The organism is Paraburkholderia bryophila (assembly GCF_003269035.1).
Classification (GTDB): domain Bacteria; phylum Pseudomonadota; class Gammaproteobacteria; order Burkholderiales; family Burkholderiaceae; genus Paraburkholderia; species Paraburkholderia bryophila.
Genome location: NZ_QLTK01000009.1, coordinates 33,631 through 47,422, shown reverse-complemented (window position 1 = coordinate 47,422; position 13,792 = coordinate 33,631). Strand labels below are relative to the sequence as shown.

11 protein-coding genes are annotated in these 13,792 nt (G+C 64.0%); 6 read left to right on the top strand and 5 right to left on the bottom strand.

Translation table 11 applies throughout. From position 1 onward, the window contains the following. Positions 1 to 262: 262 nt before the first annotated feature. The 5 genes from rpoH to cydX all read left to right on the top strand — a co-directional run bounded on the left by rpoH (position 263) and on the right by cydX (position 4,697). Positions 263 to 1,198: an RNA polymerase sigma factor RpoH gene (gene rpoH, locus BX591_RS16030; RefSeq protein ID WP_111932388.1), complete on the top strand. Its 936-nt coding sequence runs from the start codon at positions 263 to 265 to the stop codon at positions 1,196 to 1,198. A 338-nt stretch (positions 1,199 to 1,536) separates the two neighbouring features. Further along, positions 1,537 to 1,797, top strand: coding sequence for a cytochrome oxidase putative small subunit CydP (gene cydP, locus BX591_RS16025; protein WP_111932387.1), 261 nt, complete (start codon positions 1,537 to 1,539; stop codon positions 1,795 to 1,797). After that, positions 1,787 to 3,382, top strand: coding sequence for a cytochrome ubiquinol oxidase subunit I (locus BX591_RS16020; protein WP_111932386.1), 1,596 nt, complete (start codon positions 1,787 to 1,789; stop codon positions 3,380 to 3,382). The genes cydP and BX591_RS16020 overlap by 11 nt, the downstream gene beginning before the upstream one ends. Positions 3,383 to 3,416: 34 nt before the next feature. Beyond that, entirely contained in the window at positions 3,417 to 4,553 is a 1,137-nt protein-coding gene (gene cydB, locus BX591_RS16015) for a cytochrome d ubiquinol oxidase subunit II (RefSeq protein ID WP_111932385.1), read from the top strand. A gap of 30 nt (positions 4,554 to 4,583) precedes the next feature. Next, the gene (gene cydX / locus BX591_RS16010; RefSeq protein ID WP_111932384.1) at positions 4,584 to 4,697 is read left to right on the top strand and encodes a cytochrome bd-I oxidase subunit CydX; all 114 of its coding nucleotides are present in this window, start codon (positions 4,584 to 4,586) and stop codon (positions 4,695 to 4,697) included. A gap of 185 nt (positions 4,698 to 4,882) precedes the next feature. On the opposite strand, the gene nagE is transcribed toward cydX, so the two are convergent. The 5 genes from nagE to BX591_RS15985 all read right to left on the bottom strand — a co-directional run bounded on the left by nagE (position 4,883) and on the right by BX591_RS15985 (position 12,295). After that, complete coding sequence (gene nagE / locus BX591_RS16005; protein WP_111932383.1) at positions 4,883 to 6,655, bottom strand: N-acetylglucosamine-specific PTS transporter subunit IIBC; 1,773 nt, start codon at positions 6,653 to 6,655, stop codon at positions 4,883 to 4,885. A 98-nt stretch (positions 6,656 to 6,753) separates the two neighbouring features. After that, positions 6,754 to 9,318 carry a phosphoenolpyruvate--protein phosphotransferase gene (ptsP, locus tag BX591_RS16000; protein WP_176343089.1) on the bottom strand — a complete coding sequence of 855 codons (2,565 nt, stop codon included), beginning with the start codon at positions 9,316 to 9,318 and terminating at the stop codon, positions 6,754 to 6,756. Positions 9,319 to 9,356: 38 nt separating this feature from the next. Further along, positions 9,357 to 10,364, bottom strand: a complete 1,008-nt coding sequence (locus BX591_RS15995) for an SIS domain-containing protein (RefSeq protein ID WP_111932381.1) — start codon at positions 10,362 to 10,364, stop codon at positions 9,357 to 9,359. After that, positions 10,357 to 11,460, bottom strand: a complete 1,104-nt coding sequence (gene nagA / locus BX591_RS15990; protein WP_105510863.1) for an N-acetylglucosamine-6-phosphate deacetylase — start codon at positions 11,458 to 11,460, stop codon at positions 10,357 to 10,359. The genes BX591_RS15995 and nagA overlap by 8 nt, the downstream gene beginning before the upstream one ends. Positions 11,461 to 11,560: 100 nt before the next feature. Beyond that, entirely contained in the window at positions 11,561 to 12,295 is a 735-nt protein-coding gene (locus BX591_RS15985; protein ID WP_111932380.1) for a GntR family transcriptional regulator, read from the bottom strand. A 372-nt stretch (positions 12,296 to 12,667) separates the two neighbouring features. Between BX591_RS15985 and BX591_RS15980 the strand changes: the two genes are divergently transcribed. After that, the gene (locus tag BX591_RS15980; RefSeq protein ID WP_111932379.1) at positions 12,668 to 13,594 is read left to right on the top strand and encodes a bifunctional helix-turn-helix transcriptional regulator/GNAT family N-acetyltransferase; all 927 of its coding nucleotides are present in this window, start codon (positions 12,668 to 12,670) and stop codon (positions 13,592 to 13,594) included. The last annotated feature ends 198 nt before the right edge of the window (positions 13,595 to 13,792 follow it).

The window sequence follows — 13,792 nt, the reverse complement described above, 5'->3', positions numbered from 1 at the left end:
GCAATTAGTCACATCAAAATCCGCAAAAATCGGTCAAATATAACAATGAAGGCATACTGTTAGGTAAGTTATACGGCTCACGCATGGCCTGCGCAGAACGCGTATCATGGCTATTGAAATTCAAATTTCAATAGAAAATTGCGGAACTTGGATGTCCCTACGACCTCTAAGTATTAGCACTCGGGAAATCAGAGTGCTAACATCCAACGCTGGAGTCGTTTACCTGAATACGCTTTTGTCTGATTCCAAAGGAGTTTTCCACGTGAGCCATGCAATCACCCTTCCGAGTACTCTGAGCCCGTCGGCGGCTAAGGCCGCTTCGGCAGGTGCGCTGGCGCTCTCGCATTCCTCGCTGCTGCCCGGCCAACTGGGCAATATCGACGCCTACATCCAGGCCGTTAATCGGATTCCGATGCTGACGCCGGCAGAAGAACGCCAGTTCGCCACCGAATTTCGCGAGCAGGACAACCTCGAGTCCGCGCGCCGTATGGTGCTGTCGCACTTGCGCCTGGTCGTGTCGATCGCGCGCAACTATCTCGGTTACGGGCTGCCGCACGCCGACCTGATTCAGGAAGGCAACATCGGCCTGATGAAGGCCGTGAAACGCTTCGACCCGGAGCAGAACGTGCGCCTGGTGTCGTACGCCATGCACTGGATCAAGGCTGAGATCCACGAATACATTCTGCGCAACTGGCGGATGGTGAAGGTCGCCACCACCAAGGCGCAACGCAAGCTGTTCTTCAACCTGCGCAGCCACAAGCAGGGGCTGGGCGCGTTCACGCCGGACCAGATCGACGATCTGGCCAAAGAGCTGAACGTGAAGCGCGAAGAAGTCTCCGAAATGGAAACGCGTTTGTCAGGCGGCGATATCGCGCTCGAAGGCCAGGTGGAAGACGGTGAAGAGGCGTACGCGCCGATCGCCTATCTGGCCGATTCGCATAGCGAACCGACCGCCGTACTGGCTTCGCGCCAACGCGACAAGCTGCAAAGCGACGGTATCGCGAGCGCGCTGAACGCGTTGGATGCCCGCAGCCGCCGCATTATCGAGGCACGCTGGCTGAAGGTGGAAGACGACGGTTCGGGCGGCTCGACGCTGCACGAACTCGCCGACGAGTTCGGCGTGTCGGCGGAACGGATTCGCCAGATCGAAGCCAGCGCCATGAAGAAGATGCGCGGTGCCCTGACTGAATATGCGTAAGGCGTAAACCTTCGCAGCAAGGCACACCGCCAGGTCAACGCCAACTGCCCGCAAAGCCCCGCCCTCGCAAGACGGCGGGGCTTTTTTTCGTCCGTACGGCGACGCCTTCGCCGTGCTCGGACCCTCTCGTAGCCTCGCCCATCCTCCCTACGTTTTCTTGACGTATCACAAACCAGATGGCAATACTGTTCAGACGGGGCGAGCGTAGCGACCCAATGCCGCAGCGCTGAAATGATGCGCATAGGGTTCTGCTCCTAGAATCGGGATGCACTCTCCAGACCGCTCAAGCGGCCTGGATCCAGCCGGACTCACCGGCGAGAAGTCGCCTTCGACCGATCATGACCATAGCCCTCAAACGCAACAACCGCCCCCGCTCGAACCTGCGCAAACGGTTCGACGGCTGGGTGCGCGGTCCGACGTTGGCGCGGGACATCGCCATCGTCCTCGCCATCAAATTTGTACTGCTGATGGCGCTCAAATACACGTTTTTCAATCATCCGCAGGCGGAGCACATGTCGCTGCCGCCCGAGCAAGTCGCGCAGATGCTGTTGTCCGTGCCTGCCTCCCATCCGTCCCAAGGTGATCAACATGCACGTTAGCGAAGTCGTAGAACTATCGCGCCTCCAGTTCGCCATCACGGCGCTTTATCACTTTCTGTTCGTGCCGCTCACGCTCGGCCTGTCGTGGCTGCTCGTCATCATGGAATCCGTCTATGTGATGACCGGCAAGCAGATCTACAAGGACATGACCCAGTTCTGGGGCAAGCTGTTCGGGATCAACTTCGCGATGGGCGTGACCACGGGGTTGACGCTTGAATTCCAGTTCGGCACCAACTGGTCGTATTACTCGCACTATGTCGGCGACATTTTCGGCGTGCCGCTCGCCGTTGAAGGCCTGATGGCGTTCTTTCTGGAATCGACCTTCGTCGGTCTGTTCTTCTTCGGCTGGAAGCGACTCTCGAAAGTGCAGCACGTCATGGTCACTTTCCTCGTCGCGCTCGGCTCGAATCTGTCCGCGCTGTGGATTCTGGTGGCCAACGGCTGGATGAACAATCCGGTCGGCGCCACCTTCAACTACCAGACCATGCGGATGGAACTCGACAGCATCTTCTCCGTGCTGTTCAACCCGGTCGCGCAGGTGAAGTTCGTGCACACCGTGTCGGCCGGTTACGTGACCGCGTCGATGTTCGTGCTCGGCGTGTCGTCGTGGTATCTGCTCAAGCGCCGCGACACCGAATTCGCGCTGCGTTCGTTCGCGATTGCCGCCGGCTTCGGTCTGGCGTCGACGTTGTGCGTGATCGTGCTCGGCGACGAATCCGGCTACCGCACCGGTGAAGTCCAGCAGGTGAAACTGGCCGCGATCGAATCCGAATGGGAAACCGCGCCGGCGCCCGCACCGTTCACGATCATCGGTATTCCGAATCAGAAGGAGGAGCGCACGGACTACGCGATCCGGATTCCGTACGCACTCGGCCTGATCGCCACCCGTTCGGTCGATGAACCCGTGGTCGGCCTGAAAGACCTGATGGCGCAAAACGAAGTGCGCATCAAGAACGGCATGCTGGCCTACGCCGCGCTGCAAAAGCTCAAGCAGGGCGATGCCACCGACGAAGCCAAAGCCGCTTTCGACGCGCACAAGAAAGACCTCGGCTACGGCCTGATGCTCAAGCAGTTCACCGCGAACGTCACCGACGCGACGCCGGACCAGATCGTCCAGGCGGCGAAGAAAACGATTCCGCCAGTCGCTCCCGTGTTCTTCTCGTTCCGCCTGATGGTCGGCCTCGGCATCCTGTTCCTCGCGACCTTCGTCACGGCGTTCTGGTTTTGCGCGCAACGCTCGCTGCTGCTGGAAAAGCGGCGCTGGTTCCTGCGCTGGGCGGTGTGGGCGATCCCGTTGCCGTGGCTCGCGGCCGAGTTCGGCTGGATCGTGGCTGAAGTGGGCCGTCAACCGTGGACGATCGCCGGCATCCTGCCGACCAGCCTTTCCGCGTCGAGCCTGACGCCGACCGATCTGTATCTGAGCATCGGCGGCTTCGTGGTGTTCTACACGGTGTTGTTCATCATCGAAATCATGCTGATGTTCAAGTACGCGCGTCTGGGGCCGTCGTCTTTGCATACCGGCCGCTACCACCACGAACTGCAAGCGCCGCTGAATCAGCCGCTGCCGACCAACACGGCAGCCTGATGCGCCGCCACTGAGCATCAAGGAAAAGATCATCATGGATTACGCAACCCTCAAACTGATCTGGTGGGTGCTGATCGGCGTGCTGCTGATCGGCTTCGCGCTCACCGACGGCTTCGACATGGGCGCGGCGATTCTGCTGCCGTTCATCGCGAAGACCGACGCCGAGCGCCGCATTGTCGTGAACACCGTCGGCGCGACGTGGGAAGGCAATCAGGTGTGGTTCATCACGGCCGGCGGCGCGATGTTCGCGGCGTGGCCACTGGTCTACGCGGCCTCGTTCTCGGGCTTCTACTTCGCGATGTTGCTGGTGTTGTTCTCGCTGTTCTTCCGGCCGGTCGGCTTCGACTACCGCAGCAAACGCGAGGACCCGCGCTGGCGCAGCGCGTGGGACTGGGCGTTGTTCGTCGGCGGCTTCGTGCCTTCGCTGGTGATCGGCGTCGCGTTCGGCAACCTGCTGCAAGGCGTGCCGTTCTCGTTCGATACCGACCTGCGCGTCACCTACCACGGCGGCTTCTTCGCGCTGCTCAATCCGTTCGCGGTGTTGTGCGGGCTGGTGAGCGTGTCGATGCTGGCGGCGCACGGCGCGGCCTTCGTGAAGATGAAGTCGGACGGCGTGGTGGCCGAGCGGGCCTCGCTCGCGCTGCGGATCGCGTCGCTGGTGGGCGTGGTGCTGTTCCTGATTGCCGGTGTGCTGATCGCGACGGTGATCGGCGGCTATCAGGTGATCGACGCGCCGCCGCTCGATTCCGTCGCCAATCCGCTGATGAAAAACGTGATCGGCGCGCCTGGCCTGTGGCTCACCAACTACGCGAACTATCCGTGGATGGCGGCCGCGCCGGTGGCGGGTCTGGTAGGCGGCGTGCTGGCCTTGCTGCTGGCGCGCTCGCGGTTCGAGAAGAGCGCGTTTCTGTCGACCTCGCTGATGATCATCGGCGTGATTCTGACGGCGGGCTTTTCGATGTTCCCGTTCATCATGCCCTCGTCGCTCGACGGTCGCAGCAGCCTCACCGTGTGGGATTCGACGTCGAGCCGCATGACGCTGCAGATCATGCTGGTGGCGGTCGTCATCTTCCTGCCGCTGATCCTGATTTACACCAGTTGGGTGTATCGCGTGATGCGCGGCAAGGTGACCGCCGCCGCGCTCGAGGAAAACCATCATTCGATGTATTGACTGGCACTACGCTTTTTACGGGAGTTTGTGATGTGGTATTTCAGTTGGCTACTTGGGATCGGCGTGGCGTTGGCGTTCGGCATCATCAATGTGATGTGGTTGGAGTCGCGTAAGCCGGTGGAAGCGAAGGCTAAGACGCGCTGAGGCGAGGTGAACCGGCTGCGATCAGGCCGGTCGGTTAACGCAAAAGCGGCACCTTGAAAAATCAAGGTGCCGCTTTTTCGTTGCGAGGTGCTGCCGTGCTGCGTTAGCGCGTGGAGTCGCTAGTACAGCAATGCATGACCCGCAGCAAAGCGGCGCGCGAGCCGCCCCGCTCTCTCAGCAAACCATTACGCCGGCACAGGCGAAGCACTGCCGCCGTTGGCCGACATACGCGTCGCCAGCACCGCCGCGTAGCGTTGCGCCGAATCGCCGACGACGATATGGAACGTATCCGCCGAAATCCATGCCGTATCGAGCGTAGCGAGCCGCTGACGATCCACCGCCGACGGATCGCGCACGACCACGCGCAAACGCGTCGCGGCGACCGCATCCAGCGACACCACGTTGCCCGCGCCGCCGAACACGGCGAGCCAGCGCAGCGGATCCGGATCGAGCGGACCACCTTGCCCGCCTGTCGCAACCGCCACCGGCGCAGCAACGGCAGCAGGCGCAACACTCGCCGCCTTCACCGCCTCACCACCACCCTGCGCGATCACCGTACGAATTTCATCCGCGATGATGTCCGCTTCCGGCCCGATGATCACCTGCACATTGCCCGACCCGCGCTTGAGCACGCCGCGCGCGCCGATCGTCTTCAATTCGTTCTCGGAGACCTTGTTCGAATCCACCACCGACAACCGCAGACGCGTCGTGCAAGCATCCACCACCGACAGATTCGCCGCACCGCCCAGCGCAGCGATATACCGCTGAGCACGCGGCACAGCCGCACCGGCTACCGGCGAAACGAAACCACCCGCCTCGAACGATCCGACCTGCTCATCTGCGGCAGCGGGTTCGCGACCCGGCGTCGCCATGTTGAACTTGCGGATGAAGAAGCGGAACAGCCCGTAATACACGACCGAATACACGATGCCGATCGGAATCGCCCACCAGCCCTTGGTCGACAGGCCGTAGTTCAGCACGTAGTCGATCGCGCCGGCCGAGAACGTGAAGCCGAGGTGAATGCCGAGCGCCGAGCAGATCGCAAGCGACAAGCCGGTCAACAGCGCGTGAATCACATACAGCACCGGTGCGAGGAACATGAAGCTGAATTCGATCGGCTCGGTCACGCCCGTCAGGAACGACGTGAGGGCCATCGAGAAAAGCAAACCGCCCACCACTGCACGGCGTTCCTTCGGCGCTTCATGGAACATCGCCAGACAGGCGGCCGGCAGACCGAACATCATGACCGGGAAGAAGCCCGTCATGAACGTTCCGGCCGTCGGGTCGCCGGCAAAGAAGCGGTGCAGATCGCCCGTCACCGCGACGCCGCCCGGCGGCGTGAACGTGCCGAACACGAACCACGTCAGCGAATTGAGAATGTGATGCAGACCCGTGACGAGCAGCAGACGGTTCAGCACGCCGAACACGAACGCGCCGAGCGCACCCGCGGTAGTCAGCCAATGCCCGGCCGAATCGATCACGGCTTGCACCGGTTGCCACACGTACCCGAACGCTATGCCGAGCACCAGGCAGACCACCCCCGTGACAATCGGCACGAAGCGTTTCCCTCCGAAGAACGCGAGGTAATCGGGCAGCTTGATGTCCTTGTACTTGTTGTACAACAAGCCCGCGACAATACCCGCGATGATCCCCGACAACACGCCCATGTTCAGCTTGTCGTTGATGTCCTTCATCACCGCGACTTCGATCAGATAACCGATCGCGCCCGCGAGACCCGCCACGCCGTTGTTGTCTTTCGCGAAGCCGACCGCCACGCCGATCGCGAACAGCAGCGGCAGGTTGTCGAAAATCGCGCCGCCGGCGTCGGCGATCATCTTGATGTTGAACACATCGGGTTGGCCGAGGCGCAGCAGCAGGCCGGCAACCGGCAGCACCGCAATCGGCAGCATCAGCGCGCGTCCCAGGCGCTGAATCTTCAGAAACGGATTCCCATCCATCGATACCTCCAATCCTTAGTCTCGTGGTCGACTGTTGTCGTTGAATTTTCTAGCTACACGTCTTCGTTCTGCGAAGCCGGCTGCGGACTGTGGGGTGCTCAGTCCAGCGGCCAGGTTTCGCGGCTCACTGCTCTTACCGCCTGTGCCGATTCGAGCGCCAAGGCATCCTGGGCGCGCTGGCGACACAACTGATAATCGAGATTGCGCACGCGCGCTTTGATGCCCGGCACCGACACGGGATCGACCGACAGCTCGGTCACGCCGAGGCCGACGAGCAGCGGCATCGCCACCGGATCGCCCGCCAGCGCGCCGCACACGCCGACCCACTTGCCATGCTTCGCCGCCCCTTGCACGGTGGCCGCAATCAGGCGCAACACGGCTGGGTGCAAGCCGTCGGCTTGCGCGGCGAGGTCGGCCTGGCAGCGGTCCATCGCGAGCGTGTACTGCGTCAGATCGTTGGTGCCGATCGACAGAAAGTCCGCGTACTGCGACAGCTGGTCGGCCAGCAAGGCTGCCGACGGCACTTCGATCATGACGCCGACTTCGATCGGTTCCGTGCGGCCCAACTCGCGGGCGAATTCGTCGATGCGTTTGCGGATGCGGATCAACTCACCCGAGTCGGTCACCATCGGCAGCAGAATGCGCACGGCGCCGAACGGCTGCACGGCCAGCAGACCGCGCAGCTGATCGTCGAGCAGATCCGGGCGCACTTGCGCGAGGCGAATGCCGCGCAGGCCGAGCGCCGGATTCGGTTCGGGCGGCAGCGTCAGGTAATCGACTTCCTTGTCGGCGCCGACATCGAGCGTACGAATGATCGCGGTGCGCCCGCTCAACGCGTCGACGATCGACTGATAGCTCTGCCGATGCTCGTCCGTGGTCGGCGCCGCCGCGCGATGAATGAACAGCAGCTCGGTGCGCAGCAGGCCGACGGAATCGGCGCCGTTGTCGACGGCGATTTTGGCGTCGTCGAGCGTGGCGATGTTCGCCGCCACTTCGATCGCGTGACCGTCGGCGGTCACCGCCGCTTGCTGCGACGTGCGGCGGTTCGCTTCGCGCACATTGGCGAGGCGGCTGCGTTCCGTGCGCGCACGTTCCACATCGACTTCGGTCGGCGCGAACTCCAGCCGGCCGGCGGTCGCGTTCACCACGACTTGCGTGCCTTCGGGAATCGCGTGCAATGCATCGCCGACGGCAACCAGCGCGGGAATCCCGGCCTGACGCGCGAGAATCGCCGCGTGCGAGGTCGCCCCGCCGCGTGCCATGACGAGTGCCGTGACACGCGACCGATCCAGCGTCGACAGATCCGACGGCGTGAATTCTTCCGCCGCGAGCACGGCTTCTTCCGGCAGCACACGTGCCGCTGCGTTCGTATAACCCAGTGCGCGCAGCACGCGTTTTTCGATGTCGCGCAGATCGGCGGCACGTTCGGCGAGCAACGCGTCTTCGATGTTCGACAGGATCGCGATCTGCGCGCGAATCGCGTCGCGCCACGCAAACCCGGCGCTCTTGCCGAGACTGATCAGATCACGCGCCGCGTCGAGCAGCGTCGGATCTTCGAGCAACACGCGATGCACCGCGAAAATCCCCGCCTCACCGACCGCACCGCGTTGCGACGCATCGCGTACGGTCGTGCCGAGGTCCGCGTCGACGGTGGCAATCGCCTTGTCGAGCAGACGGCTTTCCGCCGCCGAGCTGCCGTTCGCCTTCTCCGGCGGATCGATGTCAGCGTCGTCCCAACGCACCAGCTTGCCGACCGCGACGCCCGGCGCCGCGCACACGCCCGCGAGCGTATTCGGCGCGAGCGCTTCACCCGCCGGATGCGCCACCGCTTGCGGCGCGGGCGAGCTTTGACGGGCCGGTTTTTCCTCGACTTCGCCGTGCGCTTCACGCGTCAATTCATGAGCAATCGCTTCGATCGCGGCCTTGGCTTGCGGGCCGACGCCGAGCAATTCGACGGTCGCGCCTTCGCCCGCACCCAGCCCGAGCAAACCGACCACGCTTTCGATCGCCGCCTTGCGCCCTTCGTAACGTACTTCGACGCGTGCGTCGAAACCGCGCGCCGCTTCGCGAGCACGCGCCGCCGGACGCGCATGCAAGCCTCCCGCGTGAACCAGCGTGACCTGCTGACGCGCTTCTTCCGTGACATTCGTGGCGCTCGCCTGGCGCGACGCTTCGGCGACAGCGCCGTCGCGGGCACGCAGCACCAGCAGCGGCGTCTCACCGGCTTTCAGCATGCCGCCTTCCACGCGCTCGACGATTTCGAACGCGTCCGAATTGGCAATCGCGATCACCGATACCAGGCTCGGCGCGTTCAGCGCGACCTGATCCTGGTCGAACTCGATCAGGATGTCGCCGGCACGCACGTGGGCGCCTTGCGCGACCATCGGCGCAAAGCCCTTGCCGTTCAGTTCGACCGTGTCGATACCGATATGCAGCAGAATTTCCGCGCCTTCGGCGGTGGCCAGCGTGACTGCATGACCCGTGCGCGCGAGATGCGTGACGGTGCCGTCGCACGGCGCGACGAGCCGCCCCTCGAGCGGATCGACGCCGATGCCGTCGCCGAACATGCCGCCCGAAAACACCGGGTCGGGCACCTTCGCCAGCGGCACGACCGGACCGGTCATCGGCGCGAGCAAAACAATATGGCCTGCAGTGGGGCTCATCAAGCGGGACTCCTCGACACGTCGCATCTGATTTCTCGTCAGTGAGTTTCGGTGACTTTGTTGAGATGGCGCGGCGCATCGGGATTGCGCCCGCGTGCGGCGGCAAGGCCGGCGGCCATCACGTAAAAGGACAGGATCGCGGCGATCGGATCGAGCGCCGCATGAGCGGTGGTCGCGAGCGGCAGCGTGGCTTCCGCCACGTCGGCAGGCGCCGCGAGCAGCACGTTGGCGCCGCGCGCACGCATGTCGCGGGCGAGTTGCAGCAGGCCGGCCTGCTCGGGTCCGCGCGGTGCGAACACCAGCAGCGGATAGTCGCGGTCGATCAATTCCATCGGACCATGACGCACTTCCGCGCTCGAAAACGCTTCGGCCTGAATACCGGAGGTTTCCTTCAGCTTGAGGGCGGCTTCCTGCGCGATCGCGAGACCCAGACCGCGGCCGATCACGATCATGCGTTCGACGCCGCGCAATTCGTCGACGGCTTGACTCCAGTCGAGCGTGCCCGCCGTTCGCAGCGCGTCGGGCAGCGTGTTCAACGCGGCGAGCAGGTCGGCGTCTTGCTGCCAATGCGCGACCAGTTGCGCGGAGATCGACAGCATCGCGATATAGCTCTTGGTGGCCGCGACGCTCAGTTCCGGACCGGCGACGAGCGGCAGATGCCACTCGCACGCATCGGCCAACGGCGAGCTGGGCGCGTTCACCGCGGCGACGGTCAGCGCGCCGGCTTCGCGCAGCGCCTGCATCGTGCCGACCAGATCCGGGCTCTTGCCCGACTGCGAAAACGCCAGCGCGAGCTGATCGCGCACTTGCAGCGGCGCTTGCTGGAGCGTCGCGACCGACATCGGCAGCGACGCGACCGGCACGCCGAGGCGGCTCATGGTCAAGCTGGCGAAGTAGCTCGCCGCGTGGTCCGAACTGCCGCGCGCGACGGTGAGCGCAACATGGCGCGGCTGCTGCGCGAGCTTCGCGGCCAAGGCCTCGACGCGCGAGGTGTCCGTGAGTTGCGCGGCGACCGTTTCAGCGGACGCCAGCGCCTCTTTAAGCATATTCGACAATTGCTTCTCCTTCGACGTAAGTCGCGGTCAACGCCAGTTCACGATCGAACACGACCACGTCGGCCCATGCGCCGCGCGCGATGCGGCCGCGGTCTTCGATGCCGAGATAGTCGGCGGCGTAGCGCGACAAACGGTTTGATACATCGGCGATCGGCAAGCCGATCGAGACGAGATTGCGCAGCGCCTGATCCATGGTCAGCGTGCTGCCGGCGAGCGTGCCGTCGGCCAGACGCACGCCGCCGAGACACTTGGTGACGTGCTGGCTGCCGAGGCGGTATTCGCCGTCCGGCATGCCGGTGGCCGAGGTGCTGTCCGTCACCACATACAGGCGCGGAATCGCGCGCAACGCGGCGCGGATCGCACCCGGATGCACGTGCAGCAGATCGGGAATGATTTCGGCGAATTCGGCATGCGCGAGCGCGGCGCCGACGAGCCCGGGATTGCGGTGATGCAGCGGCGACATCGCGTTGAACAGATGCGTGAAGCCGCAGGCGCCGTGCTTGAGCGCCGCGACGGCGTCGTCGTAGGTGCCGAGCGAATGGCCGAGCTGCACGCGCACGCCGCGCGCCGCCATCGCGGAGATGATCTCCATGTGGCCGGCAATTTCCGGCGCCAGCGTGACCACGCGAATCGGTGCGATCGACAGATACTTCAGCACTTCTTCCATCACCGCGGAGACCGCCGCGTCGGGTTGCGCGCCGAGTTTGCCGGGATTGATGTACGGCCCTTCCAGATGCACGCCGAGCACGCGCGCGCCGCCGGGCGTGCGGACTTTCGCGTTGTTGCCGAGACCGGCGACCACGTTCATCAGTTCGTCGCGCGGCGCGGTCATGGTGGTGGCGAGCAGGCTGGTCGTGCCGTAGCGCGCATGCGTGCGGGCGATCACCTCGATCGCGTCGCCGGCTTCCATTACGTCGGAACCGCCGCCGCCATGCACGTGCAGATCGATGAAGCCCGGCAGGATGTACGGCGCGTCGTTGGTCGACGGATCGACGCGGGCGCCGGTCAGTGCCGTGATGCGGCCGTTTTCGTATTCGAGCGTGCCGTGAATCCACCCATCGGTGGTGAGTATGTTTCCGGTCAGCATGAGTCTCTCTGGTCAGGCGTAATACGGGGGTGTGGCCGAACCGCGCGCGATATCGCCGCGTCGCCCGGTGGGCCTTGCGGCCCGCCGGCGGATCAGCCGGTCAGGTTCGCAACTCGGCGACGAAGTCGTAGTAATCGTCGCGGCAATAGGTGTCGGTCAGTTCGATGGCGCGCTGGTCCGCGCTATAGCCGATGCGGGTAATGACCAGCAGCGCGGAGCGCGGTTCGAGGTCCATCAGCGAAGCAATCTCACTCGACGCGTTGACGGCGCGAAAGTGCTGCAACGCGCGTACCACGGCCTGACCGCGTTGTTCCAGATGCGCGTAGAGCGACACGCCGATCGCTTGCGGGTCGGGCACGATCGCCGCCGGCAGCGCGGAATGCTCGACCGCCATCACGATGCCGTCCGCGCGCCGCAGGCGCCGCAAACTCGCCACTGCCGCGCCGGGCGACAAGCCCAGATGCACCAGCTCGTCACGATTGGCGGCGCGGATATCGCGCTCGAGCCACACCGAATCCGGCCGGAAACCGCGTTGCTGCATCTTCTTGGTGAAACCGGTGAGGCGCGACAGCGGATCTTCGACCCGCGGCGTAATGAAGCTGCCCGCACCGCGAGCGCGCCGGATCAAGCCTTGCTCGACCAGCAGTTCGATCGCCTTGCGTGCGGTGATACGCGACACGCCGATCGCGTCCGACAAGGTCCGCTCCGACGGCAGCGCCTCGCCCGCCGACCAGACGCCACAATGGATCGCCGTCGCCAGATTGCGCGCGAGCTGCAAATAGAGCGGCGTGACGTTGCGAGCGTCAGGCATCAGTGCGGACCAGCGAGTTTCCATGGGGCTCCGGGGGCCGTTGTGGGAATCTCGGCCAACGAAAAATGAGAGCCCATTATATAACCAACATAATACCAGTCAATCAACTGGTATCAGTCTGGTCTAGATCGGCCAAAAGCCTTATGCAACAAGCGTTTGCGAGGTTTGAGAGGGTGCTGGACGGGGCTTCCTGGAGCCCAGGACTTACCCGTATTCAGGCTTCTGAAAGCGCGTTGACGGAGCCCACGCTCGCCCTCTACTAGTCTGATGAAAACCGCGCTTGATACCTGTCTGATACCAATTCGTCTACCTCGGGGTCGGCGCCGCTTTTTTAATAAGATACGTTCCAATATAGTGCTGGATACGAGGCCAAAATAATTCCCCGGGGAGCAGCATTTGACAGATTCCGAGGCGCTGCGGCGCGCTCAGGCCGTCCGCCATTTCAACCGCTTCTACACCCAGCACATTGGCGCGCTGCATGAGCATTTGGCAAGAAGCGCGTTTTCGCTGACGGAAGTGCGCGTGCTGCACGAGCTCTCGCGCGGACGTGCGCAAACGGCTTCGGTGCTCGGGCGCGCGCTCGGCCTCGATAGCGGTTATCTGAGCCGCCTGCTGACCAGCTTCGAACGACGCAATCTGATCACGCGGCGCCCGTCGGAGACGGACGCCCGGCAGTCGCTGATCGCCCTCACCGACAATGGCCACGCGGCCTACGCACCGCTCGATACCGCGGCGATCGAAGAGGTGTCGGCGCTGCTTCAAGGTCTCACGCCACTCTCCCAGGAACAGTTGATCGGTGCGATGAAGCTGATCGAGCGGATGTTGCGCGCGCAGCCGTCGCACGAGCTCGTGCTGCTGCGCCAGCCGCGTCCCGGTGAATGCGGCTGGCTCGTGCATCGGCAGGCGCAGTGGTTTGCGGCGCAATACGGCTGGGATCGTTCGTTCGAGGGGTTGCTGGCGCGGGTCGTCGCGGATTACACGCAGCGCGGCGATCCGGTGCGCGAGATGTGCTGGGTCGCCGATCAGGAGGGTGTGGTGGTCGGCTCGGTGTGCATCGTCGGGGTGTCGACGACGGTGGCGGGCGTGCGGCTCTTGTGGGTCGAGCCGGATTTGCAGCGGCTCGGCATCGGCACGCAACTGATCAACGAATGTGTGCGCTTCGCGCGGCGCGCCGGCTATACGAAGCTCACGCTGACCACCGAGCTTTCGCTTGCCGAGCCACGACGCTTGTGCGAGCGCATGGGTTTTACGCTGGCCGGCACGGCGCCGGAGCGTCGCTTCGGCAAGGAGCTGACGATCGAGCGCTGGGAGTTGGGGTTGTAGCAGCGAGGTGGCGCGCGATGCGCCGAGCGCGGTTCGATGCGCTCGCTTGGTGGCCCGTGTCGAGCGGTGCTTGTCGGCTTGTCGGCTTGTCGGCTTGTCGGCTTGTCGGCTTGTCGGCTTGTCGGCTTGTCGGCTTGTCGGCTTGTCGGCTTGTCGGTTTGCGGGCTTGCGGGTTTGCGGGTTTGCAGGCTCGTAGGC

What these genes read in the sequence shown, in the direction of transcription:
- cydX (WP_111932384.1), top strand. Translation starts at nt 4,584, where the DNA reads ATGTGGTATTTCAGTTGGCTACTTGGGATCGGCGTGGCGTTGGCGTTC.
- BX591_RS15985 (WP_111932380.1), bottom strand. Translation starts at nt 12,295, where the DNA reads ATGGAAACTCGCTGGTCCGCACTGATGCCTGACGCTCGCAACGTCACG.
- BX591_RS15995 (WP_111932381.1), bottom strand. Translation starts at nt 10,364, where the DNA reads ATGCTTAAAGAGGCGCTGGCGTCCGCTGAAACGGTCGCCGCGCAACTC.
- nagA (WP_105510863.1), bottom strand. Translation starts at nt 11,460, where the DNA reads ATGCTGACCGGAAACATACTCACCACCGATGGGTGGATTCACGGCACG.
- ptsP (WP_176343089.1), bottom strand. Translation starts at nt 9,318, where the DNA reads ATGAGCCCCACTGCAGGCCATATTGTTTTGCTCGCGCCGATGACCGGT.
- BX591_RS16020 (WP_111932386.1), top strand. Translation starts at nt 1,787, where the DNA reads ATGCACGTTAGCGAAGTCGTAGAACTATCGCGCCTCCAGTTCGCCATC.
- nagE (WP_111932383.1), bottom strand. Translation starts at nt 6,655, where the DNA reads ATGGATGGGAATCCGTTTCTGAAGATTCAGCGCCTGGGACGCGCGCTG.
- cydB (WP_111932385.1), top strand. Translation starts at nt 3,417, where the DNA reads ATGGATTACGCAACCCTCAAACTGATCTGGTGGGTGCTGATCGGCGTG.
- cydP (WP_111932387.1), top strand. Translation starts at nt 1,537, where the DNA reads ATGACCATAGCCCTCAAACGCAACAACCGCCCCCGCTCGAACCTGCGC.